Source organism: Acidocella sp. MX-AZ02 (assembly GCF_000306035.1).
In the GTDB taxonomy this organism is placed as follows: Bacteria; Pseudomonadota; Alphaproteobacteria; order Acetobacterales; family Acetobacteraceae; genus Acidocella; species Acidocella facilis.
In genome coordinates this window covers 143,286-167,028 of the sequence record NZ_JH976209.1, presented here as the reverse complement: position 1 = coordinate 167,028, position 23,743 = coordinate 143,286, and the positions used below count along the sequence as shown (strand labels likewise).

Annotated in this window: 23 protein-coding genes and 1 pseudogene; 4 read left to right on the top strand and 20 right to left on the bottom strand. The window is 64.2% G+C overall.

Translation table 11 applies throughout. The annotated features are described in order from the left end of the window. Together MXAZACID_RS13000 and mscL are read right to left on the bottom strand one after the other, a co-directional pair. Positions 1-838: pseudogene (locus MXAZACID_RS13000) on the bottom strand (hypothetical protein); the annotation flags it as partial. 176 nt (positions 839-1,014) lie between these two features. Beyond that, positions 1,015-1,482 (bottom strand): large conductance mechanosensitive channel protein MscL, encoded by a 468-nt coding sequence (gene mscL / locus MXAZACID_RS12995; protein WP_008494875.1) that lies wholly within the window; start codon positions 1,480-1,482, stop codon positions 1,015-1,017. A 237-nt stretch (positions 1,483-1,719) separates the two neighbouring features. On the opposite strand from mscL, the gene MXAZACID_RS12990 reads away from it, so the two are divergent. Beyond that, positions 1,720-1,968, top strand: coding sequence for a hypothetical protein (locus tag MXAZACID_RS12990; RefSeq protein ID WP_008494874.1), 249 nt, complete (start codon positions 1,720-1,722; stop codon positions 1,966-1,968). 255 nt (positions 1,969-2,223) lie between these two features. Here MXAZACID_RS12990 and MXAZACID_RS12985 read toward each other — a convergent pair whose 3' ends face one another. Genes MXAZACID_RS12985 through hemW form a run of 4 tightly spaced genes read right to left on the bottom strand, consistent with a single transcriptional unit; the run spans position 2,224 to position 7,364 of the window. Beyond that, positions 2,224-3,528 (bottom strand): TldD/PmbA family protein, encoded by a 1,305-nt coding sequence (locus tag MXAZACID_RS12985; protein ID WP_008494873.1) that lies wholly within the window; start codon positions 3,526-3,528, stop codon positions 2,224-2,226. Further along, complete coding sequence (locus MXAZACID_RS12980; RefSeq protein ID WP_008494872.1) at positions 3,525-4,790, bottom strand: pitrilysin family protein; 1,266 nt, start codon at positions 4,788-4,790, stop codon at positions 3,525-3,527. Before MXAZACID_RS12980 ends, MXAZACID_RS12985 begins: the two co-directional genes overlap by 4 nt. Position 4,791: 1 nt before the next feature. Further along, a complete protein-coding gene (gene thrC, locus MXAZACID_RS12975) occupies positions 4,792-6,186 on the bottom strand; it encodes a threonine synthase (RefSeq protein WP_008494871.1) in 1,395 nt (464 codons plus the stop codon). Between the two features lie 29 nt (positions 6,187-6,215). Then, a complete protein-coding gene (gene hemW, locus MXAZACID_RS12970) occupies positions 6,216-7,364 on the bottom strand; it encodes a radical SAM family heme chaperone HemW (RefSeq protein ID WP_083878810.1) in 1,149 nt (382 codons plus the stop codon). Positions 7,365-7,479: 115 nt separating this feature from the next. Here hemW and MXAZACID_RS12965 point away from each other — a divergent pair, with 115 nt between their 5' ends. The 3 genes from MXAZACID_RS12965 to MXAZACID_RS12955 all read left to right on the top strand — a co-directional run bounded on the left by MXAZACID_RS12965 (position 7,480) and on the right by MXAZACID_RS12955 (position 9,386). Then, positions 7,480-7,830, top strand: coding sequence for a carboxymuconolactone decarboxylase family protein (locus tag MXAZACID_RS12965; protein ID WP_008494868.1), 351 nt, complete (start codon positions 7,480-7,482; stop codon positions 7,828-7,830). A gap of 201 nt (positions 7,831-8,031) precedes the next feature. Then, positions 8,032-8,724: a histidine phosphatase family protein gene (locus tag MXAZACID_RS12960; protein WP_008494867.1), complete on the top strand. Its 693-nt coding sequence runs from the start codon at positions 8,032-8,034 to the stop codon at positions 8,722-8,724. Continuing rightward, complete coding sequence (locus MXAZACID_RS12955) at positions 8,721-9,386, top strand: lipid-binding SYLF domain-containing protein (RefSeq protein WP_008494866.1); 666 nt, start codon at positions 8,721-8,723, stop codon at positions 9,384-9,386. Before MXAZACID_RS12960 ends, MXAZACID_RS12955 begins: the two co-directional genes overlap by 4 nt. Before the next feature lie 56 nt (positions 9,387-9,442). On the opposite strand, the gene MXAZACID_RS12950 is transcribed toward MXAZACID_RS12955, so the two are convergent. The 14 genes from MXAZACID_RS12950 to MXAZACID_RS12890 all read right to left on the bottom strand — a co-directional run bounded on the left by MXAZACID_RS12950 (position 9,443) and on the right by MXAZACID_RS12890 (position 23,677). Then, positions 9,443-10,744: a Glu/Leu/Phe/Val dehydrogenase gene (locus MXAZACID_RS12950; protein ID WP_008494865.1), complete on the bottom strand. Its 1,302-nt coding sequence runs from the start codon at positions 10,742-10,744 to the stop codon at positions 9,443-9,445. 225 nt (positions 10,745-10,969) lie between these two features. After that, positions 10,970-11,782, bottom strand: coding sequence for a transporter (locus tag MXAZACID_RS12945; protein WP_008494864.1), 813 nt, complete (start codon positions 11,780-11,782; stop codon positions 10,970-10,972). Positions 11,783-12,027: 245 nt separating this feature from the next. Further along, positions 12,028-14,400, bottom strand: coding sequence for a TonB-dependent receptor (locus MXAZACID_RS12940; protein WP_008494863.1), 2,373 nt, complete (start codon positions 14,398-14,400; stop codon positions 12,028-12,030). Continuing rightward, on the bottom strand, positions 14,382-15,467 hold the full coding sequence (pqqE, locus tag MXAZACID_RS12935; protein ID WP_008494862.1) for a pyrroloquinoline quinone biosynthesis protein PqqE: 1,086 nt from the start codon (positions 15,465-15,467) through the stop codon (positions 14,382-14,384). Before pqqE ends, MXAZACID_RS12940 begins: the two co-directional genes overlap by 19 nt. After that, entirely contained in the window at positions 15,464-15,739 is a 276-nt protein-coding gene (pqqD, locus tag MXAZACID_RS19400; protein ID WP_008494861.1) for a pyrroloquinoline quinone biosynthesis peptide chaperone PqqD, read from the bottom strand. The genes pqqE and pqqD overlap by 4 nt, the downstream gene beginning before the upstream one ends. Beyond that, a complete protein-coding gene (pqqC, locus tag MXAZACID_RS12925) occupies positions 15,730-16,479 on the bottom strand; it encodes a pyrroloquinoline-quinone synthase PqqC (protein ID WP_008494860.1) in 750 nt (249 codons plus the stop codon). The genes pqqD and pqqC overlap by 10 nt, the downstream gene beginning before the upstream one ends. Next, positions 16,476-17,405: a pyrroloquinoline quinone biosynthesis protein PqqB gene (gene pqqB / locus MXAZACID_RS12920; protein ID WP_039885370.1), complete on the bottom strand. Its 930-nt coding sequence runs from the start codon at positions 17,403-17,405 to the stop codon at positions 16,476-16,478. Before pqqB ends, pqqC begins: the two co-directional genes overlap by 4 nt. A 38-nt stretch (positions 17,406-17,443) precedes the next feature. Continuing rightward, positions 17,444-17,557 carry a pyrroloquinoline quinone precursor peptide PqqA gene (gene pqqA / locus MXAZACID_RS18360; RefSeq protein ID WP_083878757.1) on the bottom strand — a complete coding sequence of 38 codons (114 nt, stop codon included), beginning with the start codon at positions 17,555-17,557 and terminating at the stop codon, positions 17,444-17,446. A 51-nt stretch (positions 17,558-17,608) separates the two neighbouring features. Continuing rightward, positions 17,609-18,010, bottom strand: coding sequence for a c-type cytochrome (locus tag MXAZACID_RS12915; protein ID WP_234730365.1), 402 nt, complete (start codon positions 18,008-18,010; stop codon positions 17,609-17,611). A 16-nt stretch (positions 18,011-18,026) separates the two neighbouring features. Continuing rightward, positions 18,027-18,791, bottom strand: a complete 765-nt coding sequence (locus tag MXAZACID_RS17920; protein ID WP_008494854.1) for a transporter substrate-binding domain-containing protein — start codon at positions 18,789-18,791, stop codon at positions 18,027-18,029. A 52-nt stretch (positions 18,792-18,843) separates the two neighbouring features. Next, entirely contained in the window at positions 18,844-20,571 is a 1,728-nt protein-coding gene (locus MXAZACID_RS12905; protein WP_008494852.1) for a PQQ-dependent dehydrogenase, methanol/ethanol family, read from the bottom strand. A 144-nt stretch (positions 20,572-20,715) separates the two neighbouring features. Further along, on the bottom strand, positions 20,716-21,087 hold the full coding sequence (locus MXAZACID_RS12900) for a DUF779 domain-containing protein (protein WP_008494851.1): 372 nt from the start codon (positions 21,085-21,087) through the stop codon (positions 20,716-20,718). 12 nt (positions 21,088-21,099) lie between these two features. After that, positions 21,100-22,632 carry an aldehyde dehydrogenase gene (gene adh / locus MXAZACID_RS12895; protein ID WP_008494850.1) on the bottom strand — a complete coding sequence of 511 codons (1,533 nt, stop codon included), beginning with the start codon at positions 22,630-22,632 and terminating at the stop codon, positions 21,100-21,102. A gap of 184 nt (positions 22,633-22,816) precedes the next feature. Next, positions 22,817-23,677, bottom strand: a complete 861-nt coding sequence (locus tag MXAZACID_RS12890) for an alpha/beta hydrolase (RefSeq protein ID WP_144052793.1) — start codon at positions 23,675-23,677, stop codon at positions 22,817-22,819. Positions 23,678-23,743: the final 66 nt, after the last annotated feature.

The window sequence follows — 23,743 nt, the reverse complement described above, 5'->3', positions numbered from 1 at the left end:
CATGGCCCAGCGCCAGCAGCCCGGCGAAGAGCCGGTCCGCGCAATCCACCGCCAGCTCATGCCGGGCGCGGCGCTGCTCCAGCCGCGCCACCGCCGCGCGGGCGCGCTCGATGGAGAGCCGCACCGCACGCCGATGCTCGGCATTCAGCCCGGCCCAGTCCGCCTCGCTGGCCTCTTCATGCCCGGCCAGCACCAGCATGTCCTGCACCATCGCCGCCTCGCGGGCGTACAGGGCCGCCGCCGCGCGGCGCACCGGGGCGTGCGGATGGATGCGCCAGAGCACCAGGCAGAGCAGATAGGCCCAGGCGCAGCCGAACAGGAACGCGCCGGTGAGCACCAGCGCGCCGGCGGGTGTATGCGGATAATCCACCCCCACCACCGCGACGACGCTGACCAGAATGCCCGGCACCGTGGCCGAGGCGCCCCAGGCGCGCGGCAGATTGGTGAGAAACACGACGGCCAGCATCACCGGCCCGCCCACAAACGGCCCGAACGCGCCGGCGATGGAAACGATGGGCAGCACCAGCGCCCCGGCCAAAGCGAAGCCGCCAATGGCGCGTTTGCGCACCCAATCCGGCCCGCCCGGGTCCGCCAGGCAGCACCAGAAGGCGCCGAACACCGCCCAGGCCAGCCAGGGCCGGCCCAGCCCGTAGGCGAGAGCGGCCATCACCGCCACGGCGGTGGCCGCCCGCAAGCCCTCGACAATGCCGATCTGCTCCGGGGTCAGACCGAAGGCGCGGGATTCCAGCTGCCGCGCGAGGCGGTAGAACCCGTCCGAGAGTCCCGCCGCCGGGCCCCGCCATGTGAAATGCCTTAAATCCACGCTTTGAGTCCGCATCCGCGATCCGTCACCGGGCCGCCACGGCCCGGCTGCGTGAGTATATGCTGCAGCGCAGCATTAATGAAATGAATTGTTTAACTGGCCATATGTCGATTTTGGAATGACGAGAGACGGCCGGCCGGCGCAACGCTGTGCGCCTCCCTGGCCGCCATGCCCAGGAGGAGGGCTGCGGCTCAGACCGTGCCCTTATCCTTCAGCAGGTCGCGGATTTCGGTCAGCAGGGTCTCGGTCGGCGTCGGCGCCGGGGCGGCGGCCGGCGGCGTCGGTTTCTTGTAGATCTTCTGCACCATCCGGACCATCCAGAAGATCGCCGCCGCGACGATCACGAAATTAATCACCGCATTGATGAACACGCCATAATTCAACGTGACATCACCGGCCTTCTGGGCATCCGCCAAAGTGAGCGCCGGGGTGCCTTTGAGGATGATGAAATGATTGGAGAAATCCACCCCGCCGGTGATCAGCCCGATGATCGGGTTGATCACGTCCTTGACCAGCGAGCTGACAATGCCGGTGAAGGCGGCGCCGATGACGACACCAACCGCCAGATCGACGACATTGCCGCGCATGATGAAGGCCTTGAAGTCATCCACCCAGCTGGGGGCCTTCAGCTGCACCGGGAATTTGGACGTGTCGGACATCGGGCTCTCCGCGTTGGTTACGTTTCACCATGTACGCGCCGGATCGCGCTTCGCAACCCTTTTTAAACCAATCCGTTCTGGACCCAGCCCCCGCGCATTGCCGGAAACTTTTCTCAAGTCCTTGAAAAGAAAAACGTCTATCAGCGCACCCCGTCCCGCAGGCGGATCGATCGGCGGTTTGGCTTGCGCAACGCGGCGCGCCTTTGAGACAAGGGCAAGACCAAACAGGAGAGATGGATGTTCAAGAAATCCCTGATGCTGGCGATGGCGCTGGCCCTCGCCGGCTGCGGCCATGGCACCGGGCGCACCACCGGGACGGCCGCGGGTGGCGCGGCCACGGGGGCGTTGATCGGCATTGTCGGCGGGCCGATCGGCGTGGTCGTCGGAGCGGGCATCGGTGCCGGCGCGGGCGCGCTGGCCGGGTCCAACACCACGCCCAAGCAGGTCAATCTCGGCCAGGCGCCGTGGGATAAGAAGGGCAGTTAACCCCGATATGCCGGGCGCCTGCAGCGGCGCCGGGCATGTCATGGCGGGGTCTGCCTTAAAAATCCGAAACGAAATCAACGCGCCGGTCGCAACGACTGACAAAAAAATCAGGCTTTTTTAAGCCACCATTCATCGCCGGCAGCTTAGCTATTCCGCGCAGTCTGCCCATGGCCCACCACCTCCATGTTCCAGCTGCCGGGTGATGGGCCGTGGTGGCCCATCACCTGCGTGTCGCGCGGGCGCGAAAAGCCGGTGTCAGGCGCCGGCCAGGGTCATGCCGTCCAGCCGCAGCGTCGGCGCATCGGTGCCGCGCTTGAATTCCAGATCGCTGGCTGGCGTCAGGTTCAGGAACATGTCCTTGAGGTTCCCGGCAATGGTAATCTCCGCCACCGGCTCGGCGATCTGCCCATTGCGGATCATGAACCCGGCCGCCCCGCGCGAATAATCGCCGGTGAGGCCGTTGATGCTGGAGCCCATCATCTCGGTCACGTAAAGCCCTTCGGCGATGTCGGCCATCAACTGCTCAGGGCTCAGCCGCCCCGGCGCCATGTAGAAATTCGAGAGCCCGCCGGCATGGGCGTTGGTCTTCAGCCCAAGCTGGTTGGCCGAGCGCGTATCCAGGATCCAGCCCGTCAGCACCCCGTCCGCGATGAAGCTCATCTGCGCCACGCGCTGGCCCTCGCGGTCAAACGGGCGGGAGCGGCGGCCGCGCACCTTCAGCGGGTTGTCGATGATCTCCAACCCGGCGGGGAAAATCCGCTGGCCCAGCGCATCCTTCAGGAAGGAGGTGCCGCGCGCGATCGAGGCGCCGGAAATCGCCCCGGCCAGATGGCCGAGGATGGAGCCGGAGACCCGTGGATCGAAGATCACCGGCAGCTTGGCGGTGGCCGGGCGCCTGGGGTTCAGCCGGGCCAGCGCGCGGGCGGCGGCATTGCGGCCCAGCTGCGCCGGGTCGGCCAGATCCGCGCCATGGATCACGCTGTCATAATCATAATCGCGCTGCATCGCGGTGCCGGTGCCGGCAATGGCGGTGACGGAGACGCTATGCGCGGTGCGGGCATATTCGCCCAGAAACCCATGGCTGGTGGCCAGCACCGAGACGGCGCGCGACCAGCTGGCGGAGCCACCTTCGGAATTTGTGATGCCGGGCACGCCCATGGCGGCGTCCTCGGCCTGGGCCGCGCGCGCGATCAGCAGATCAGCGCTCGGCTCAACCGGGTCTTCAAGCTCCAAAAACCCGGCATCCAGAGCCGGCGGCGCCTCGGGGATTTCCGCATACGGGTCCTCCGGCACCACTTTCGCCATCGCCACCGCCTGCGCGGCCAGGCGCGCGAAGGCGCTGCTGTCGATGGAGCTGGCGGAGACGGAGGCCGAGCAGCGCCCCAGGAACACCCGCAGGCTCAGCTCGGTGGTCTCGGCGCGCTCGGTCTCCTCGGTCTTGCCCAGCCGGCGCTGCACGCCGACCGAGGTGCCCTCATACAGCCCGACCTCGGCGACATCCGCCCCGGCCCGCTTCGCCGCTTCCAGCAGCCCAGCGGCGGCGTCGGAGAGCGCGCTCATGCCGCCAGCCGGTCGATGATGGCGGAGAATTTCGGCACCTGCGCCACCGGGCCGATGGTGGCCAGAGTGGGTTTCTGCCGGAAAATCTTGGCGGCCGAGGCGCGGATATCCTCCACGGTGACGGCATTGATCTTGCCCACGGTCTCCTCAACCGGGATGATCCGCCCGAACACCTGCCATTGCCGGGCCAGCTGCTCGCAGCGGCTGCCGGTGGACTCTAAGCTCATCAGCAGCCCGGCCTTGAGCTGCGCCCGGGCGCGGTTCAGCTCCGCCTCGCTGACGGCGCGCTGCACCTTCTCCAGCTCTTCCAGCGTCACCGGGATCAGCTCGGCCGCTTCCGATTCACCGGTGCCGGCATAGATGCCGAACAGCCCGCCATCCTGCGCCGGGGCGGTGAAGCTGTAGATGGAATAGACCAGCCCGCGCTTCTCCCGGATTTCCTGGAACAGGCGCGAGGACATGCCGCCGCCCAGCAGAGTGGAGAGCAGCATGGAAGGATAATAATCCGGCTGGCCATAGCCCGGCGCATCGAAGCCCAGCACGATATGCGCCTGGTCGAGATCGCGCAGCTCCCGATACTCGCCGCCCATATAATCGGCTTCCATCGGCGCGGCGCGCTCGGCGCGCGGCAGGTCGGCGAAATGGCGCTGCGCCAGCTCCACCACCTGCTCATGATAGAGATTGCCGGAAGCGGCGATGACCATGTTCTCCGGCGTATAATGCTGGCGCATGAAGCCCGGCAGCGCCTCGCGCTTCATGCCGCAGATGATCGCTTCCGTGCCCAGCACCGGGCGGCCCATCGGCTGCGCCGGATAGGCGGCGGACTGGAAATGGTCGAAGATGATATCGTCCGGCGTGTCGTTCGCCTGGCCGATTTCCTGCAGGATCACCCCACGCTCGCGCTCCAGCTCCTCCGGCTCGAAGCTGGAATGGCAGAGAATATCGCCGATGATATCCGCCCCCAGCGCCAGATCCTCCTTCAGCAGCTTGACGTAATAGGCCGTCTGCTCGCGCGAGGTATAGGCGTTGATATGGCCGCCGACATTCTCGATCGCCTCGGCGATATCCGCCGCCGAGCGCCGCTCGGTGCCCTTGAAGGCCATATGTTCGAGGAAATGCGCCACCCCGTTTTCGGCGGCGGTCTCGTGCCTTGTGCCGGCCCCGACATAGGCGCCGAAGGACACGGTTTCCACCCGTTCCATGCGCTCGGTGAGCACGGTCAGGCCGGAGGGCAGCGTGGTGATGGAAACCTGTTCAGGCATTTCAGTTCCTGTTCGCAAAATTCCGCACCAAGGTTTCGATCTGGTTGAGATCGGCGCCGGCGCGGGTGAATGTCTCTTTCCTGTCATATAGGTCGGAAAGATGGTTTGGGAGGGGCGGGCGAATGCCGACCGCTTTTTCAATCGCATCCGGGAACTTCGCCGGATGCGCGGTGGCGGCACAGATCACCGGCAGGCGCCCCGTGTCGCAATCGCGCCCGGCGGCGAGGCCGATGACCGAATGCGGGTCCGCCAGATAGGCGCTCTCGGTGTAGAAGCGCTTGATTTCCGCCAAAGTCGCCTCGTCCGAGAGGCGGTAGCCCTGGAATTCATGGGCGATGGCGCGCCAGACCGGCGCCTCCACCGTCATTTTCCCGGTGCTGCGGAAATCCGCCATGGTCTTCGCGGTCAGCAGCGCATCCCGGCCCAGGAATTCGAACAAAAGCCGCTCGAAATTCGAGCTGACGCCGATATCCATGGAGGGCGAGAGGCTGGGCTCGACCTCATGCACGGACATGTCGTTCTCCGCCAGGAAGCGGGAGAGAATATCGTTGCGGTTGGAGGCGACGATGAATTTGACGATCGGCAGCCCCATCTGCTTGGCCGCCCAGGCCGCCAGGATATTGCCGAAATTCCCGGTGGGGACGGAGACCGCCACCTCCCGCTCCGGCGCGCCGAGATTGAGCGCGGCATAGACATAATAGGGGATCTGTGCGGCGATACGGGCGAAATTGATGGAGTTGACCGCGGAGAGATTCATCTCGGCCCGGAACGGCGCATCCGCGAACATTGCCTTCACCAGATCCTGGCAATCGTCGAAATTCCCGTCCACGGCGATGTTGAGGACGTTATCCGCCTGCACCGTGGTCATCTGCCGGCGCTGCACCTCGGAGGTTTTGCCGTACGGGTGCAGGATGGTGATGTCGATATTTTTGCGGTTGGCCACAGCCTCGATGGCGGCCGAGCCGGTATCGCCGGAGGTGGCGCCGACGATGCGGACTTTCTCGCCGCGCTTGGCCAGCACATGCTCGAAAAGATGCCCGACCAGCTGCAGCGCCATGTCCTTGAAGGCGAGCGTGGGGCCGTGGAACAGCTCCAGCGCGTAGAGATTGGTCTCCAGCTGCACCAGCGGCACGATCGCCTTGCTGGCGAACTCCGCATAGGCGAGCTTGCACATGGAGAGCAGCTCAGCCTCGGAGACGCTGCCCGCCGCGAACGGGGCGATGACCTTGGCGGCGAGTTCGGGATAGGGGAGGCCGCGCAGGGATTTCAGCTCCTCGGCGGAGAAGCGCGGCCAGCTCGCTGGCATATAGAGCCCGCCATCGCTGGCGAGGCCGGCCAGCAGCACGCCGGCGAAATCCATCTCCGGGGCCTGGCCCCGCGTCGAAACATAGCGCATCGAAATTCCCTTAATTGCGGCTGGCTATACTATCTGCACAGGGCCGGCAGCAATGCGTCCAGCCGTTTGATGCCTTGCGCGGTGGCGGCCAGCCGGTCGTCAGCGAACGTCAGATACCCCTCGGCGAGACATTCATCGAGGATCTCCGGCTCGATGGCGTCCAGCAGGGCAATGCCGGTGCGGGCGGCGAAGTGCGGCGCGGCGATGCCCTCGCGCAGCCGCAACCCCATGATCAACGCCTCGCGGGCGCGGTCCTGGGCCGGGATTTCCTCCTCCAGCGTGGTGCCGTGGCCATGCGCGGCGACGCGCTCCATCCAGGGCTCCGGGGCGCGATGGCGGGTGGTGGCCAGCAGCCGGCCGCCCAGAGAGAGCCGCCCATGCGCGCCGGGGCCGATGCCGGCATAATCGCCATAGCGCCAATAGGTCATGTTATGCCGGCTCTCACCGCCGGGCTTGGCGTAGTTGGAGACTTCGTAGCGCTGCAATCCATAGCGCCCGGCCTCCTCGGCGGTGATGTCATACAGCGCCTCGGCCTCGTCCTCATCCGGCAAAGAGAACTCCCCCCGGGCGTGGAGGGTGGCGAATTTGGTGCCGTCCTCGATGGTGAGCTGGTAGAGGGAGAGATGATCCGCCGCCAGATCCAGCGCCTGGCGCAATTCCGCCCGCCATGCCGCCTGGCTCTGGCCGGGCCGGGCATAGATCAGGTCGAAGGAGATGCGGGGAAAGATTTTCGCCCCCAGCTCGATCGCGGCGATGGCCTGCTGGGCGCTGTGCTGGCGGCCGAGAAATCGCAGCGCTTCGATTTCGAAACTCTGCACGCCGATGGACACACGGTTCACCCCGGCCTGGCGATAGGCCTGGAATTTCGCCGCCTCCACACTGGTCGGGTTGGCTTCCAGCGTGATCTCGGCCTCCGGCGCCAGGCGGAACACCCGCCCGGCCTCCTGAATGAGTGCCGCCACGCTGTCCGGGTCCATCAGGCTGGGCGTGCCGCCGCCAAAGAAGATCGAGCCGACCTCGCGCCGCCCCAGCCGCGCCGCCTCATAGCCCAGCTCCGCCGTCAGCGCCGCCAGCATCTGCGCCTGCGGCAGGCTCTCGCGCACATGGGAGTTGAAGTCGCAATAGGGGCATTTGGCCAGGCAGAAGGGCCAATGGAAATACAAAGCCAGCTGATCCATGCCGCCCGGCATAGACCGATGCGCCGCGCGGTGCGAGTCCGCGCCGTGTTTTGCGCAAGGTCAAGGCGGTGCGCCGTCCCGCCCTTATGCTCGCGGCATTTTCAGGAGACAGGACATGATCCAGGACTGGACGAAGCTGATCGAGGCCATGAATGGCGGGGTGAAAACGCTGCGCCAGGGCGCGCCGGAGGCGATGAAGGGCTTTGCCGCCCTCGCCCAGGGCGCCCATGCCGGCACCGCGCTGGACCAGAAAACCAAGGAGCTGATCGCGCTCGCTATCGGGGTGGCGACGCGCTGCCAGCCTTGCATCGCCTATCACGCCCAGGCCGCCGGCAAGCACGGGGCCAGCCGGGCGGAGGTGCTGGAGACGATGGGCATGGCGATCTATATGGGCGCTGGCCCCTCCGCGATGTACGCCGCCCAGGCGCTGGAAGCCTTCGACCAGCTCACCCCACCCGCCGCATAGGCGCCCTTCGCCGGGGGTGGTTGGCAAGACCGCATCGCGCGCTTAATCCCAAAAGCGCATGGAGACGCGGTTTTCAGAGCCTATGCCGGCCCCGATGCGGACACGCATAAGCCGGTTTTGCGCCATAATCTTCGTCTTCATGCCTGACGCAGACGCAATCAGGCGCGGCGCGGCGGCGGCGTGCCCAACCGGAGACTGAGCATGCACCGCTTCTGGCTCATCCGCCACGCTTTGGTCCACCGGGACAATCTGGCCTTCCTCTACGGCACCGACGACGTGCCGGTATGCACCGACACGATGGCGGCGCAGGCGGCGGACTATGCCGCCCTGGCCGCCCGGCTGCCGCGCCCGGCCCGGCTGGTCTGCACCCCCCTCACCCGCACCCAGCTCACCGCCGATGCGCTGCAGCGCGCCGGCTATCCGCAGATGCCCCGGCTGATCGAGCCCGCCTTCATCGAGCAGGATTTCGGCGACTGGCAGGGCGTGCCGATTTCCACCTTCGACGCCCGCGGCCATGATGAGCGGCATCCGTTCTGGCCGATCCATGCCGCCGAGACGCCGCCAGGCGGGGAGAGCTTCGCGCATCTGATCGAGCGCGTCGGTGCCGGGCTGGAGGCGCTGCGGGAAAGTGCGGAAGGTACGGATACCATCATCGTCAGCCATGGCGGGGCCATCCGCGCCGCCTGCGCCTATGCGCTGGGGCTGACCCCGCATCAGGCGCTCTGCTTGCAGATCGACAATATCTCCCTCACCCGGCTCTCGCATGGGCCGCGCGGCTGGCGGGTTTTGTCGGTTAATGAACATTCATCCACCCAAGCTTGCCGCTTTGAGGCCGCCACCCCACCTGCAGCAACACGGCAAGACGCGCCCAAACCCGAAGGAGTTCTCTCATGAAGCGCCTGCTTCTCGCCGCGGCCCTCGCGGCCGGCACCGCCGCCCCGGCCCTGGCCGCCAACCCGCAACATCTGGTCGACAGCGCCACCCTGTCCCTGGAAGACATGATGGGCGGCGCCCAGGGATCCCAGGCGCAGGACTTCCTGCGCAAGGCCAAAGCCGTCGTGGTCTGCCCGAACGTGTTCAAGGCCGGCTTCTTCTTCGGCGGCGAAGGCGGCGGCTGCGTGATGAGTGCCCGCACCGCCGATGGCGGCTGGTCCAACCCGGCCATCTATTCCATGGGCGCGGGCAGCTTCGGCCTGCAGATCGGCGTGCAGAACGCCGAGGTGATGATGATCATCATGACCACGGGCGGGCTGAACGCGCTGCTGAACTCGCAATTCAAGATCGGCGCGGATGCCGGGCTTTCGGTGGCGACTTTGGGGGCCGGCGTGAATGGCGCCATGTCCACCGCCACCAATGCCGATATCATCAGCTTCTCCAAGAGCCAGGGGCTCTATGGCGGCGTCTCGCTCTCCGGCACCGTGCTCTCCAACAATGCCGGCGCCGAGCAGCAATATTACGGCCAGCAGCTGGATGCGCGGCAGATCGTCGTTGATGGCCAGGGCAATAATCCCGGCGCCAACCCGCTGCGCCAGACCTTGCAGCGCTACGGCGGGTAAGCCCTGCCCCTCGCGCGAACAAGCCGCCCTCCTCCCGGAAGGCGGCTTTTTTCATCTCAGGGATACAGCCCGCGCTCGTTGCGGGCCTGCAGGATGCGCTCGCACGCCACCACGAAGGCGCCGGTGCGCAGGCTGAATTTATGCCGCTCGCAGGTGGCCCAGATATGCGCCAGCGCCCCGGTGATGATCTTGTCCAGGCGCAGATTGATCTCCTCCTCGCTCCAGAAGAAGGAGGAGAAGTCCTGCACCCACTCGAAATAAGAAACGATGACGCCGCCGGAATTGCAGATCACGTCCGGCAGCACCGTGACACCGCGCGCGGCGAGAATATCATCCGCCCCCGGCACGGTCGGCCCGTTGGCGGCCTCCAGGACCAGGCTGGCGCGCAGCCGCTCGGCGCGGGCCTCGGTGATCTGGCCTTCCAACGCGGCGGGGATGATCACATCCACCTTCGCGTCCCAGAACTCCTCCAGCCCCAGCACCTCGCCGCCACGAAACCCGGCGACGCTGCCTTTTTCCAGCACATGCGCGGTCAGCGCCGGCACATCCAGCCCGTTATCATTATAGACGCCGCCGCCATGGTCCTGCACCGCCACCACCTTGGCGCCGGACTGCGCGAACAGCTCAGCCGCATTGGCGCCGACATTGCCGAAACCCTGGATCGCGATGCGCGCCCCGTCCATCGGCAGCTTCAGCCGGCGCATCGCCTCGCGCCCGGTGACGAACACGCCGCGCCCGGTCGCCTTCACCCGCCCGAGCGAGCCGCCCAGGCTGATCGGCTTGCCGGTGACCACACCGGTGGCCGTGGCGCCGACATTGGCGGAGTAGGTGTCCATCATCCAGGCCATGATCTGGCCGTTGGTGTTCACATCCGGCGCCGGAATATCGCGCTGCGGGCCGATGATGATGCCGATCTCGCTGGTATAGCGCCGGGTGACCTTTTCCAGCTCCCTCTGCGACAGCTGTTTCGGGTCCAGCCTGATGCCGCCCTTGGCGCCGCCAAAAGGCAGATTGACCGCGGCATTCTTGATCGTCATCCAGGCCGCCAGCGCCATCACCTCTTCCAGCGTCACGTCCGGATGGTAGCGCACGCCGCCCTTGCCCGGGCCGCGCGAGAGGCTGTGCTGCACCCGGTAGCCCTCGAAATGCGCGATGCTGCCGTCATCCATCTCGATCGGCACATCGACGATCAGCACCCGCTTCGGGCGTTGCAGCGTGCCGGACCAGCGGGCGAGATCGCCCATATAAGGCAGCACGCGGTCCACCTGCGCCAGATAGGTGCCCCAGGCGCTCTGGCGCGTCGGCGATACGTAAGACAGGCTGGCGCCTGGCAAGAAACTTTGCGGATGATCGGCCATTCCATACTCCTCTGCTGACGATTGCTTCGTCTTGCGCCCATAATCGGGCGAGAGTCATGACGCGCGGGCCGCGCCATGATGGAAAAGCTACACCTAAGCTCAAGCGTCGTCAGGGGCTTAACGCCGCGTTTCAACGCAGCCTTGTTAAAGCCGGGAAGCTCAGCAACGCCAAAAAGGCATGGGGCGTTCCGCCCCCATGCCCTGTCTTCGTCGTCTTACGGCAGCTTAGCTGACCGGAATAATGAACCGGAACCAGAAGCGCGTGTCGTTGCCGAGATAGCCCGTCTGGGTAACGTCATGGGTAAGGTAGGATTGCAGAACCACCTTGCCGAAATTATAGCCGACCAGACCGCCCATCGCGAATTGATGCTGCTTCTGGTAGCCGGAATAGGGTGAGCTTGTGTCCGTTGAATAATAAGCGACCGGGCCGAAGCTCCAATTGCCGAAACTCTTCGTCGCGGTCAGATCCAGGTTGAGATAATTCGGCACCTTGGAGGCATTGACCGAGGAGTTATTCACCTCATTGCCGATGATCAGATTGGCGGAGAGATTGAGGCCATTCCCCGTATAGGACACCGCGAAGCGCTGATTGATGGTGGTGGCGTCATTCGCGACCGGGCTGGAGAGCTTCGGGTAGGTGCCGAGCAGATAGGACACGCCGATATTGTTACCGAGATCCCAGGCCAGCTGGCCGGCGAACCAGGGATTATACCAGCCCTGCACATGCGCGCCGGGCACGCTCGCCTCGGCCAGCGGAAAGGCGGCGTAAAGCTGCACGCGCGCGCCCAGCAGATGCACCGGGGTGGACCAGGCGACAACCGGAATGGTTACCCCCAGCGCTTCCTTGCCGAGATTACCGTAATCGGTGGTGTCCACCAGATACACGCCTTGCGGCAGCGGCGCGCCCGGCGCGAAGCCGATGGTCTCGCCGGGCTGGGTGACGGAACCGGCGAAGGCCGGCACGGCAAAGCCCGCGAGAGCGGTGCCCGCGAGCAAGGCCAGCGCCCGGGCGGTATGGGTACGAGATTGGATCTTCATGAAACCCCCTGCATATCGACAAACCGGTCTGCGCCGCTTTGTCTCTTGGTTTTGACTTGGACGTCCCGGCCTTGATTTTTTTGACCGGGGCGATGCGAGACCCCGGTGTTCCGGGCGGCCCGCATCGCGTCATCGTCTCAGCAGGATTCGTGCCAAAGAAAGATCTTGGGTTTTGCTTGGGAATTCACGAGAGAGCTGGGATTTGAGCTGTCACGTTTTTCATCACTGCTTCGAAACGCAACAGCTCAGAAGGTCAGTTTCATTCCCGCCGTCACCGCCACCGGCGCGCCGATGGAATAGCTGCGCGGGTTGCTGTAATTTGGCGCCTGCGCGACATAGACGCCGCCGACGCTGGAATAGGTGCCGTAAACATAGTAGCGCTGGTCTGTGACGTTATCGATACTGCCAAACAAAGTGAGATGCGGTGTGACGCTGTAGCGCGTGTTCAGATCGATCAGCGCATAGCCCGGCAACGGCTTATCGAGATTGGCGGCATCGCCGTAGAGATAGCTGCCCGTCTGCGCGGTGCCGCTGAAGCCCACACTCCAGCGCGGGGTGATCTTGTAATCCGCGCCGAACTTGATGAGATTTTTCGGCACGCCCGGCAGAAAATCGCCGCTATTGACGGTGATATTGCCGCTCGCATCGGCATTCGGGCTGTTGCTGCGCTCGATAAAGCTGGCGCCATAGGTCGCCTGCACGCGTGAATAGGATGCGTAGAGATGCCATTTGGCGCTATCGAACTGCGCCGCGAGATCACCGCCGCGCCGGTGCACGCTGCCGATATTGGAGAAATAGCCGTTGCCTTGCGGATTATAAGGCGATTGCAGGAATTCGATGTCGTCTCTGGTTTCATCATCATAAACATCCGCCTGGATGCTCAGGAAATTCAATCCGCCGACAACGAACGTCCCACGCAGCCCGGCCTGGAAATTCTGCGAGACGATCTGCTTCAGCGCCGGATCGCCGGACATGAAATTCGCCAGGGCACAGCTATCAAGCGGGCTGGCGCAGGAAAGTTCGGCCGGGGTCGGCGCCGCGTTCTGCACAGACCAGCTGCCATAGAGCGTCACCGCGCGCGTGAGCGCGTAGGCCATGCCGACCGAGGGGTTGAAATGCTGATAATAATGGCTGCCATTCAGCCCGCCCGGCGCGGCGTTGGGGTCGTAACCACGCTCATTATGCAAGGCGATCTGCGCGATATTGAACCGCCCGCCCAGCGTGAGGGAGAGTTTTTTGGTGAGGTCGATCGTATCCGTCGCGTAGAGCCCGTAATAGGCGTTGCGCAAGCCTACATTCACCGGCACGTTGCCGGGCTCATCGACAGGATAGCCAAGCCCGGTGCCGGGCAGCGCATAATAATCGCGCGTGCTCGGCGACAAGGCGCCATCATAAGCCGCGGCGCCGTAGGTGCTGTAGCCGCCATCATAACTGAGCCCTGCGACGAGCTGGCCCAGCGCGCCCTTATGGGTGATCTGCGCGGAGGCGCCATAGCCGTTGGTATTGGTGGTGTTGAGGTTGAGCTGCCCGTAGGCATTATTGCCATTCGGCAGATATTGCGGAATGATGCCGCCGCCGGCCGCCGTGGAATAACTCCCCCCTGCCCCGCCCTGGCAGAGATTTTGCCCATCGCCGCAGGGAAGATCGCTCGGGCCGTTGCCGTTGAGCAGATGCTCCCAGATGTTCTCGTAATAGAGCACCGCCTGCAGCGAGGTATCGCGGCTCAGCTGCAGATCCAGCGTGCTGCTGAGGCGCAGATATTTATCGTTGATGGAATTCGGGCCAGTGAATTGCGCGTTGGGATCCGCCGCCAGCACCTCCACCGGCACCGTGCCTGGGCCATGCAGCCCGGAATTACCGGCGATGAGATTGATATGCAGCGCCGCAGCGCTGCCGCGCCAGCCGAGATCCGCGTAGGCGCTCTTGATGTCCGAACCTTGCGCGTCGCGCCAGCCGGTATTGCGGGCGGCAGAGATATCGACATAGGCGGCTGCATTGCCAACCTGCTTGCCATATTCAAGATGGCCTTCGACCGTGCCGAAGGAGCCGCCTTGCAGCTCCAGCACGCCACCCGGCGCGGTGAAGCCGTTTTTCATCTTCACATCGATGGCGCCGCCCAGCGCATTGAGGCCGAAGACCGGATTGCCATCGACCAGATCGAAGGAATCGATGGCATCGTCAGGCAGCACGCTCCAGAGCGCCAGATCGCCAAAGGGCGTGTTGAAGCGCGCGCCATTCACATAGACCGAAAGCCCGGCCGGCGTGCCCTGGATGGGGGAAAGCTCGTAGCCGTGGTAAAGCACGCTCGGCTGATACGGGTTGGCCTGGCTGTTCTGCAGATTGACGCCGGCGGCTTGCCGCGCCAGCGCCCCGGTGAAATCCGCCGCCCCTTGTTTGGTCAGATCCTGCGCGGAGAAGCTTTGCACGGCGGTCGGCCATTTCTGCAACGGCACACCGCCGCCCAAGGGTGAAACGCCGATGTGAACGTTAATCACCGGCGGGGTGGTGTCAGTTGAGCTGTCGCTCGTCTGCGCCATCGCCAGTCCGGGAACCAGAGCCGCACTGGCGAGAAGCAGGCGCCTGGTGCGGCCCGCCAAAATCATGAAACCCGCCGCCATTTGAAGTCACCAGGCTCCTGCTGGGCCTCGGCCGCCGCCATCGCGTTCATGGCCGCGTGACGCGGGGAGCGCGAGCAGACAGGGTCGGTCGCCGCCGCATCGCCGGTGATGGCCATTGCCTGGCAGCGGCAGCCGCCCCAATCGATTTCCTTCAACGCACAGCTGGAACAAGGCTCCTGCATCCAGCCGGTGCCGCGGAATTTGTTGAAGGCGTCGCTGCCTTCCCAGATCTCGCGCAACGGCAGATCATCGGCGCGCGGGAAGGTCAGGCCGGGGATCGTCTCCGCCGCGTGGCAAGGCAGCACCCGTCCATCCGGGGCGATGTTGAGCATTTTCTGCCCCCAGCCGCCCATGCAGGTTTTCGGCAGATCCGCATAATAATCCGGCACCACGTAATCAATCACCATACGCGCGCCGATTTCCTCACGCCTACGCGCCACCAGCGCATCCGCCGCCTCGAACTGGGCGCGGGTGGGGATCAAGGCGGCGCGGTTTTCCAGCGCCCAGCCATGATATTGCACATGCGCGATTTCCAGCCGGTCCGCATCCAACGCCAGCGCCAGATCGATGATCGCTGGCAGTTCCTCAAGATTCTGCCGATGCACCACCGCGTTGATGGTGAGTGACATGCCAATCTGCGTGACCAGCTTCGCCACTTCGAGTTTCTTTCTGTGCGCGCCTTTATAATTGCCGATCCGGTCGGCATTCGCCGCCTCCGCGCCTTGCAGGCTCACCTGCACATGACCCAGCCCCGCCTGCGCGTAGGCGCTGAGCTTGTCCCTGTTCAGCAGCACGGCGGAGGTGATCAGGTTGGCGTACATCCCGCAATCGGTCGCATGCGCGATCAGCGCAGCCAGATCCGGCCGCAGGCTGGGTTCACCGCCGGAGAAATGGATCTGCAGCACGCCCATCGAAGCCGCCTCGCTGATCACCCCGCGCCAGAACGCCGTGTCACGCTCCTTGTTCGCCTTCAGCATCTCCAGCGGGTTGGAGCAATAGGGGCATTGCAGCGGGCAGCGATGGGTCAGTTCCGCCATCAAGGCGAAAGGCGGTGCGATAGAGCTCATAGCGTGACCAAGGCGGACTCCGCCAAGCCTTCCAGAAATTCCCTGACATCGCCGTCGATCTCCTCGACCGGCGCCTGATAGCGCGCGGCGAGCAGCGCGACGATGTCAGCGATATTGCGTTGCCCGTCACAGGCGGTGACGATGGCATCGGCAATCTCGTCGAGCACGACGACACGCTCCGGGGCCATCAGCACGGCGGTGTCACGGGCCTTGTCGAACTGGCGGCGCACCCCGCGGCGCAGGCGGGGGACGGTTTCGCCGGTTACGCGCACCGCGCCAGCGCCGCCTCGGCGCCAAACGCATCGAGCGGGACATGACCCGGCGTGACGTAGGCGGCATAGAGCGCATCCAGCTGCGACCAGAGCACATCGCATTTGAACCGCAATGCGGCGATCACCTGGTCCTGCTCGGCGCGGGTGGTGGCGTGGTGCTTCACATAATCCAGGGCGAAATCCGCATCGCGCGGCGCCTGGGTGAGGCGGGCATTGAAATAGACCAGCGTGTCCTTCGACACCCATTCATAATTCGCCAACATGCCGGCGACACGCTCGGCGATGATGGTGGGTGAGAACATTTCCGTCAGCGAGGACGCGACCGCTTCCAGCAGCGAGCGGTCGCGCACGAAATGCACATAGGCATCCACGGCAAAACGCGTCGCGGGCAAGATGCCCTGGGTCGATTCCACGTAGGCGGTCTCCAGCCCGACCCCTTCCGCCAGACGCAGCCAGCGGGCGATGCCGCCATCGCCTTCGCGCTCGCCATCATGGTCGATGATGCGCTGGCGCCAGGCGCGGCGGGAGGCGGCATCCGGCAGGCGGGAGAGCACGATCGCGTCCTTGATCGGAATGCAGGCCTGGTAATAATAGCGGTTCAGCGCCCAGGCCTGCACCTGGGTCTGGTTCAGCTTGCCGCCATGCAGCAGCTTATGAAACGGATGCAGACTATGGTAGCGCGTGGCGCCGACATTGCGCAGTGCTGCCTCAAGCTCGGCATGGGAAAGCATATTCGTCATAACGTCACCTCCATTCCGTCATAGGCAACGTCCCAGCCATTTTCTTGGACTTTTTTGGCTTCCTCGGAATCGTCGCACAGGATCGGATTTGTATTGTTGATATGAATGAAGACCTTGCGAGTCCGCGTCAATGCGGAAAATGCGGCCATCGTGCCGGCTTCACCCGAAACGGAAATATGCCCCATGCGCGCGCCGGTTTTTTGGCTCAGGCCAGCATCGATCATCTCGCGATCCTGCCAGAGCGTGCCATCGAAAAACAGAATATCAGCTTGTTGAGCGCGCGTTAGAATATCCGGCGTCACGTAGGCGCAGCCGGGAATGAAAAGAATCCTGTGTCCGGCTTCATCCTTTACGGACAGGCCGATGACGCTGTCATCGCTCACCAGGGCCGCGAGGTCCCGCCCCGCCTCCTGGTAGAGCGGCAATTTTCCAGGCACCGGAAAGGCTTCCACCGAAAGCCCGAGGCTTTGCCCCGCCGCATCGCGCAGCGCCACCGGCTCGTTCACGCGCAGACTCTCCTGGCGCACCAGCGCCGGATTCATCACGCTGAACACCTGGTTGCCGTTCAAAATCGCCTGGACGAAATCCTGCGCATAGAGCCGGAATTCATGCCCCTCGCGCAGCGTCAGCAGCCCGGCGATGCAATCAATATCCCCGCCGGAAATCACCACAGCCGCCACGGGATTATTCCGTGCCGGGCCATCATGGTCAGGATGCAGAATGACATGGTCGCGCAGCTGGGAGGGAAGATCCGGGCTGGCATTCAAAAGCACCCACCGCACCCCATCCGCGCTGACGGCGAGGGAGGCCTGGGTTCTGGGCTTCACGGCCGGGTCTCCGGCCCGCGCCCGGCGGCACCCCGTGCAATGACAATTCCATTGCGGAAAGCCGCCGCCCGCGGCCGATCCAAGCACAATTACACGCATGGGAGAGACGTGGCCTATGCCTGGATCGGTTGCCTCACTTACTTGCGGGTCGCGGAGACGTAAGAGTTGATCTCAGCGCCGATGCAGATCTGCTTCACGGTCGGTTTACGCCACATTGTCCATTCCTCCTTGATTATGATCCGGCGCGACATCGCGCCCTTATTTGCAAACCGCTTGCAAATTTCATTCACCCTTGCCGGGTGTTATTTCACCTGAGAGACCAGCGGCGTGCTGTCGCCCATCGCCTTATCGTAATTAAGGGCGGTGCTGCCGGCAGGGTAGCCGTTTGTCTTCAGGATATAAGCGAAGATGTCCTCATACTGGGTATGGGTCAGGCTGCCCGGCTGGCCGGCGGGCATCTGCTGGGCCATCTCGGTGAAGAGTGCGCCGACGGTATAGTTGTTGCTGGCGGAGGCGAAGGCCTGGCCAACCAGGGCCGGGCCGGCGCCGCCTTCCATCTTCGCGCCGTGACACATGGCGCAATTCTGCGCATAGGCATCGGCGCCGGCGGTGGCCTGCGCATCGGTATAGATCGCCGGCGGGGTTGCCGCCTGCGCCGCCACCGCGCCCAGGGACAAGGCCAAACCGAGGACCGCAATCTTCATATTTTTCATACTCTTCTCACTCTTCCATGCCTGAGACGCCGTGAGCCGGGACGTCATAGGGTTTGACCAAAGCCCCTAGCTGCCGCGATGCAGCAAGCGCCTCGATCGCCTTATTGAACGCCCTGACCTCTGGCTTATTCTGCGCCGATTGCGGATACAGAGCAACAACGTTCCAGTTTGCGTAAGGCATGTTCAATTCCGCGACATGCAGGCTTTGCGGATGCGCGGCCAGCTGCTGGTTCAGCCAGGGCCGCCAGATCAGCGCGGTGTTCACCTCGCCGTTCAGCACGGCGCCGAGCAGCTGGTCGTTGGTGTAATAGACATGCTCATGCGCCATCGTCGCGGTGGTGAAATAGGTCTCCGCCGGCGACATGTTCAGCACCCCGATCGTGCCTTTATGCAGCAAGCCCTTGAAACCGCCGGAGACATCCCCCTGCGCGACGGCGACAAAGCCGGTGCGCGCATAAGGGCGCGAGGCCGCCAGACCGGCGGGGACATTGCCGCCGCCATCTTCAAGCGGAAAGCCCATCACCAGATCGCAATTATGCACCAGCGCCTTGATGGCTTTCATATTTTCGCCATGGCCGGCATCGTCATCGCCGCCGGTTTCGGATTTCAGCGAATCACGTTCGATGAAGACCGCAACCTCTCCCGCCTTTTGCGCCGCGGCCCGCGCCACCGCCATGTCGGTCGGCAGCATCGGGTTGGCCTTGTCCACGCAGAATGTGATGCTGCCCGCGTGGGCGAGGCCGGGGCAAAGCAATGCCGCCGCGAGCAGCATTGCACCGGAGGCAAAAAGTCCCGACCGCTTGCGCGGCCGGGTCAGGTTACCTTCAGGAGCCAATTTTATAGACATGCAGCTGACCAAAGCGCGGGGTGTTCTTCAGCGGCTCGGCGAGGGCGCCGCCCCAGAGCGGCCAGACGCCACCATAGCTCGCCCACACCGCGACATATTCGGTGCCGTTGACGCTATAGGCGACAGGGTCGGCGAGGATGGCGGTGCCCATGGCCGGGCTGGTCCAGAGATCCTTGCCGGTCTTGGCATCGAAGGCGTGCAGCTTGCCATCGACGGTGCCGGAGAAGACAACGCCGCCAGCGGTGCTCAGCGCGCCCGCGTCCCAGACCTGCTTGGTCTCGTGCTGCCACATCTGCTTGCCGGTGTTCAGGTTGATCGCCTGGAAGGAACCGAGATTCGGATCCTTCGGGTCCGGCAGCATCTTGAAGGTCTCACCCAGGAAGGGCAGCCCGGCGGCATAGGTCACCGGCACGCCGGTCATGCTCATGCAGGCATGCAGCGTGGTGATGTAGGCGGTGTGGTTCATCGGGTCCACCGCGATCGGCCACCAGTTCTTGCCGCCCAGGAAGGAGGGGCAGGTGGTGATGGTCTTGCCCAGGGCCGGGCGCAGCGCCTGGCTGGTCTGGGTCACACCATTCTTGATGCCGGTGACGGAGGTATCGTGCACGAAGGGTACGGCATAGATGAACTTGCCGGTGGTGCGGTCCAGCGCGTAGAGATAGCCGTTACGGTTCGGCTGGATCACCGCCTGGTACTGCTTGCCCTTATAGGTCAGGTCGGTCAGCACCGGGGTGTTGACGCCGTCATAATCCCAGGTGTCGTTCGGGGTGAACTGGTAGTACCATTTCAGCTTGCCGGTATTCGGGTCCAGCGCCACCAGGGAGTCGGTGTAGAGATTATCGCCGGGGCGCATCGTCGCCAGCCACGGGCCCGGGTTGCCGACGCCCCAGAACAGCGTGTCGGTCGAGGGGTCGTAGGTGCCGGTCATCCAGGGCGAGCCGCCACCGGTCTTGTAGGCGCCGGCGGGCCAGGTCTTGCCACCCGGCTCGTCCTCGGACGGGGTGGTGTAGAATTTCCACAGCTCGTTGCCGGTATTGACATCCAGCGCCACGATGCGCCCGCGCGCGCCATACTCGCCGCCGCCAGTGCCGATAATGACCTTGCCATTCACGATCAGCGGCGCCTCGGTGATGGAGTAGCCGGTGCCCGGCTCCTTCAGCGTGACATTCCACTTCACCGCGCCGGTAGCGGCATCCAGCGCCACCACGTGATTATCCAGCGTGCCGAAAATCACCATGTCGCCAGACAGCGCGACGCCACGGTTATTGGTGTCGCAGCACAGCGTCTTGAAGGCGGCGGTGGGCAGCTGGTAGTCATATTCCCAGAGCTTCTGGCCGGTCGTCGCGTTATAGGCGATGACATGGTCCTTGGCGGTGGTGACGAACATATAATCGCCATTGATCACCGGCGAGCCTTCGAACGCATCGGGAATATCGATCTTGTCGGAGGTCCAGGCCTCGGTCAGCTTGCCGGCGTTCTTGGTGTCGATCTGCTTGAGCTGAGAAAAATTCTGCCCGGTATAGTCATGATTGAACATCAGCCAGCCATCATTGCTGGCGGCGTTGGCCAGCATGTCGCTGGTCACCGGCTGGTAGGCGGCCTGGTCGGCGCGCGCCATCGGCGCGGCCAGCAGCCCTGCCGCCAGCGTGAAGCTGACCCCGGTCAGCAAACGCTGCGCCAGACGTGAATATTTCGAAACGCTCATCCTGTTTCCCCTCTATTCTTGAACCATTTTTGCCCCGGACCGGGCTTGATGTTGGTGCTGACTTCGTTACGGTTCAGGCAAGCGCCCTCCCCGCCGCGCCCGCCAGCTGCTGGCGCGGATCTTGTTTTTGCTTGTCGCTTGGCTTTAGACGGCCGCCTCGAGAGCGGCGAGCTCCGCATCCTCGAACACACGCGAGCGAGTAAGGAAGCGCAAACCCGTCCCATTCTCCAGCGAGAACATGCCACCCATGCCGGAGACAACGTCGATGATCAGCTGGGTGAATTTCCAATATTCAAACTGCGAGGCGCTCATGAAAAATTCCGCCCCGCCGATTTCACCCAGCTTCACATCGTCCGGCGCCACCAGATAATCGCCGACCGGATAGCACATCGGTGTCGAGCCATCGCAGCAGCCGCCGGATTGATGGAACATGACAGCGCCATGTTTCGCCTGCAGTTTTTGGATCAGCTCCACCGCCGCTTCGGTTGCCAAAACGCGTGCCGGGAGCTGATCCATGTCCCTAACCCCTTAGAAGAAGCCCAGCGGCTTCGGGCTGTAGCTGACCAGCAGATTCTTGGTCTGCTGATAATGATCCAGCATCATCTTATGGGTTTCACGGCCGATGCCGGACTGCTTATACCCACCGAAGGCGGCATGCGCCGGATAGAGATGGTAGCAATTCGTCCAGACACGCCCGGCCTTGATGCCGCGGCCCATGCGATAGGCGCGGTTGCCATCGCGCGACCACACGCCGGCACCCAGGCCATAGAGCGTATCATTGGCGGCGTGCAGCACCTCTTCCTCGGTCTTGAAGGTGGTGACGGAGAGCACCGGCCCGAAGATTTCCTCCTGGAAGATACGCATCTTGTTATGGCCGTGGAACACGGTCGGGTTGATGTAGAAGCCGTTGGAGAGGGCGCCGCCGAGATCGGCCTTGCCGCCGCCGATCAGCATCTTCGCCCCTTCCTGCTGGCCGATATCGATATAGGACATGATCTTCTGCATCTGCTCGGAGGAAGCCTGCGCGCCGATCATGGTGGAGGGATCGAGCGGGCTGCCCTGCTTGATCGCGGCGACGCGCTTGAGCGCGCGCTCCATGAATTTATCGAAGATGCTTTCCTGGATGAAGGCGCGCGACGGGCAGGTGCAGACCTCGCCCTGGTTCAGCGCGAACAGCACCAGGCCTTCGATCGCCTTGTCGAGGAAATCGTCATCCTCGGCCATCACGTCGGAGAAGAAGATGTTGGGGGACTTGCCGCCCAGCTCCAGCGTCACCGGAATCAGGTTATGGCTGGCATATTGCATGATTAGCCGGCCCGTCGTCGTCTCGCCGGTGAAGGCAATCTTGGCGATGCGGTTGGAGGAGGCCAGCGGCTTGCCAGCTTCCAGCCCGAAGCCGTTGACGACATTGATGACGCCCGGCGGCAGCAGATCGCCGATGATTTCCATCAGCACCATGATTGAAATCGGGGTCTGCTCGGCCGGCTTCAACACCACGCAATTGCCAGCGGCCAAAGCCGGGGCCAGCTTCCACACCGCCATCAGCAGCGGGAAATTCCAGGGGATGATCTGCCCGACCACGCCCAGCGGCTCATGGAAATGATAGGCGATGGTGGTCTCGTCCACCTCGGAGAGCGCGCCTTCCTGGGCGCGCACACAGGAGGCGAAATAGCGCATATGGTCGATCGCCAGCGGCACGTCCGCCGCGGTGGTCTCGCGGATCGGCTTGCCGTTATCGACGGTCTCGACATAAGCGAGCAGATCGAGATTTTCCTCCATCCGGTCGGCGATCTTCAGCAGCGCCAGGGCGCGCTCGGCCGGGGCGCGCCGGCCCCAGGCGTCGGCAGCGGCATGGGCGGCGTCCAGCGCCAGATTGATATCCGCCTCATTCGAGCGCGCGGCCTGGGTGAAGACCTGGCCGGTGATCGGCGAGACATTATCGAAATACTGGCCGGAGAGCGGCGCCGTGAACTTGCCGTTGATGAAATTGTCGTAGCGCGGCTTGAAGGAAAACCCGGAAAGGGCGCTTCCCGACAGAGGCGCGATGGCTGCGTCGAGCATTGTATGGTTCCTCGCTTTGTTGTGCGCGGTTAAGCCGCGTTTGGACGTATCCAGGTTCCAGCAAGGAGCATGCCAAGGCCGGAAACTGGCTGAGTTATTCAAACCACACGCGCGCCGTCCAGCAAAGCAAATTGAATTTAGCGTCCTGAAAGCTCACACTGTCCCATAACAGAACAGTGAACATTCAACGGGTCGAGGGCGCGACTTTGTTAATGAACGCGATGCAATCCCTCAGAACCGGCGCCAGGAAGGTCAGATATGGCGAGAGCGCGCCGACGAGTTTGCGGTGGTCCAGCCCCGGATACAAAGCCAGCTTCACCGCATCGCCATGCGCGCGCAGCTTCGCCGCCAGCCTCTCGCTATTGCCGGGATCCACGGTGCGATCTTCCAGCCCGGCGGCGAGGAATGCAGGCGGCGCGCCCGGGGTGACGAAATTGATCGGCTGGGTACGCGGCCATTGCGCCCGGGAGCCGAACATGCGCTGCAAGGCGGGGTCGGTGATCGGCAGGAAATCATACGGCCCGGCGAGGCCCAGCCAGCCGGCGAGGTCACGGTTCGGCACCAGCCCGTGCGGCGCCAGAAATTGCCCGTCCAGCGCCAGCATGGCGGCGTTATAGGCCCCGGCGGAATGGCCCATCAGCACCAGCGGCGCGGACGGGGCGAGGCGGCGGGCAAAATCGGTGGCGGCGGCGCAATCCTCCAGAAATTCCGGAAAGCGCACCTGCGGGTAAAGCCGGTAATCCGGAATCGCCACCATGCAGCCGCGGGCGGCCAGCGCGGCGCCGACGAAGCGGTACATCGCCTTGTCCCCCTCCTGCCAGCTGCCGCCATAAAAGAACACCACCAGCGGCGCGCCCTGCGCCTGGCGGGGCAGATAGAGATCCATCCGGCCGCGCGGCCCGGGGCGGTAGGCGAGGTTGCGTTTTACCGTGAACGCGCCGGGGGCAAAGGCATTCAGCACCGTCACCGGCGAATAAGCTGTAAAGCCGAGGCCCCCCGCCAGCCCCAGCGCCGATCCGGCCAGCAGCAGCACGCGCCGCCTCACGCCCGCACGCGCCGGCTGGCTGACAAAAAAACGCCCGGCACAAGGGCCGGGCGTTGAAACGGGCGC

Excerpts from the sequence above, each read along its gene's own strand:
- mscL (WP_008494875.1), bottom strand. The coding sequence starts at position 1,482 with ATGTCCGACACGTCCAAATTCCCGGTGCAGCTGAAGGCCCCCAGCTGG.
- MXAZACID_RS12990 (WP_008494874.1), top strand. The coding sequence starts at position 1,720 with ATGTTCAAGAAATCCCTGATGCTGGCGATGGCGCTGGCCCTCGCCGGC.
- MXAZACID_RS12985 (WP_008494873.1), bottom strand. The coding sequence starts at position 3,528 with ATGAGCGCGCTCTCCGACGCCGCCGCTGGGCTGCTGGAAGCGGCGAAG.
- MXAZACID_RS12980 (WP_008494872.1), bottom strand. The coding sequence starts at position 4,790 with ATGCCTGAACAGGTTTCCATCACCACGCTGCCCTCCGGCCTGACCGTG.
- thrC (WP_008494871.1), bottom strand. The coding sequence starts at position 6,186 with ATGCGCTATGTTTCGACGCGGGGCCAGGCCCCGGAGATGGATTTCGCC.
- hemW (WP_083878810.1), bottom strand. The coding sequence starts at position 7,364 with ATGGATCAGCTGGCTTTGTATTTCCATTGGCCCTTCTGCCTGGCCAAA.
- MXAZACID_RS12965 (WP_008494868.1), top strand. The coding sequence starts at position 7,480 with ATGATCCAGGACTGGACGAAGCTGATCGAGGCCATGAATGGCGGGGTG.
- MXAZACID_RS12960 (WP_008494867.1), top strand. The coding sequence starts at position 8,032 with ATGCACCGCTTCTGGCTCATCCGCCACGCTTTGGTCCACCGGGACAAT.
- MXAZACID_RS12955 (WP_008494866.1), top strand. The coding sequence starts at position 8,721 with ATGAAGCGCCTGCTTCTCGCCGCGGCCCTCGCGGCCGGCACCGCCGCC.
- MXAZACID_RS12950 (WP_008494865.1), bottom strand. The coding sequence starts at position 10,744 with ATGGCCGATCATCCGCAAAGTTTCTTGCCAGGCGCCAGCCTGTCTTAC.
- MXAZACID_RS12945 (WP_008494864.1), bottom strand. The coding sequence starts at position 11,782 with ATGAAGATCCAATCTCGTACCCATACCGCCCGGGCGCTGGCCTTGCTC.
- MXAZACID_RS12940 (WP_008494863.1), bottom strand. The coding sequence starts at position 14,400 with ATGGCGGCGGGTTTCATGATTTTGGCGGGCCGCACCAGGCGCCTGCTT.
- pqqE (WP_008494862.1), bottom strand. The coding sequence starts at position 15,467 with ATGAGCTCTATCGCACCGCCTTTCGCCTTGATGGCGGAACTGACCCAT.
- pqqC (WP_008494860.1), bottom strand. The coding sequence starts at position 16,479 with ATGACGAATATGCTTTCCCATGCCGAGCTTGAGGCAGCACTGCGCAAT.
- pqqB (WP_039885370.1), bottom strand. The coding sequence starts at position 17,405 with ATGCGTGTAATTGTGCTTGGATCGGCCGCGGGCGGCGGCTTTCCGCAA.
- pqqA (WP_083878757.1), bottom strand. The coding sequence starts at position 17,557 with ATGTCGCGCCGGATCATAATCAAGGAGGAATGGACAATGTGGCGTAAA.
- MXAZACID_RS12915 (WP_234730365.1), bottom strand. The coding sequence starts at position 18,010 with ATGAAGATTGCGGTCCTCGGTTTGGCCTTGTCCCTGGGCGCGGTGGCG.
- MXAZACID_RS17920 (WP_008494854.1), bottom strand. The coding sequence starts at position 18,791 with ATGCTGCTCGCGGCGGCATTGCTTTGCCCCGGCCTCGCCCACGCGGGC.
- MXAZACID_RS12905 (WP_008494852.1), bottom strand. The coding sequence starts at position 20,571 with ATGAGCGTTTCGAAATATTCACGTCTGGCGCAGCGTTTGCTGACCGGG.
- MXAZACID_RS12900 (WP_008494851.1), bottom strand. The coding sequence starts at position 21,087 with ATGGATCAGCTCCCGGCACGCGTTTTGGCAACCGAAGCGGCGGTGGAG.
- adh (WP_008494850.1), bottom strand. The coding sequence starts at position 22,632 with ATGCTCGACGCAGCCATCGCGCCTCTGTCGGGAAGCGCCCTTTCCGGG.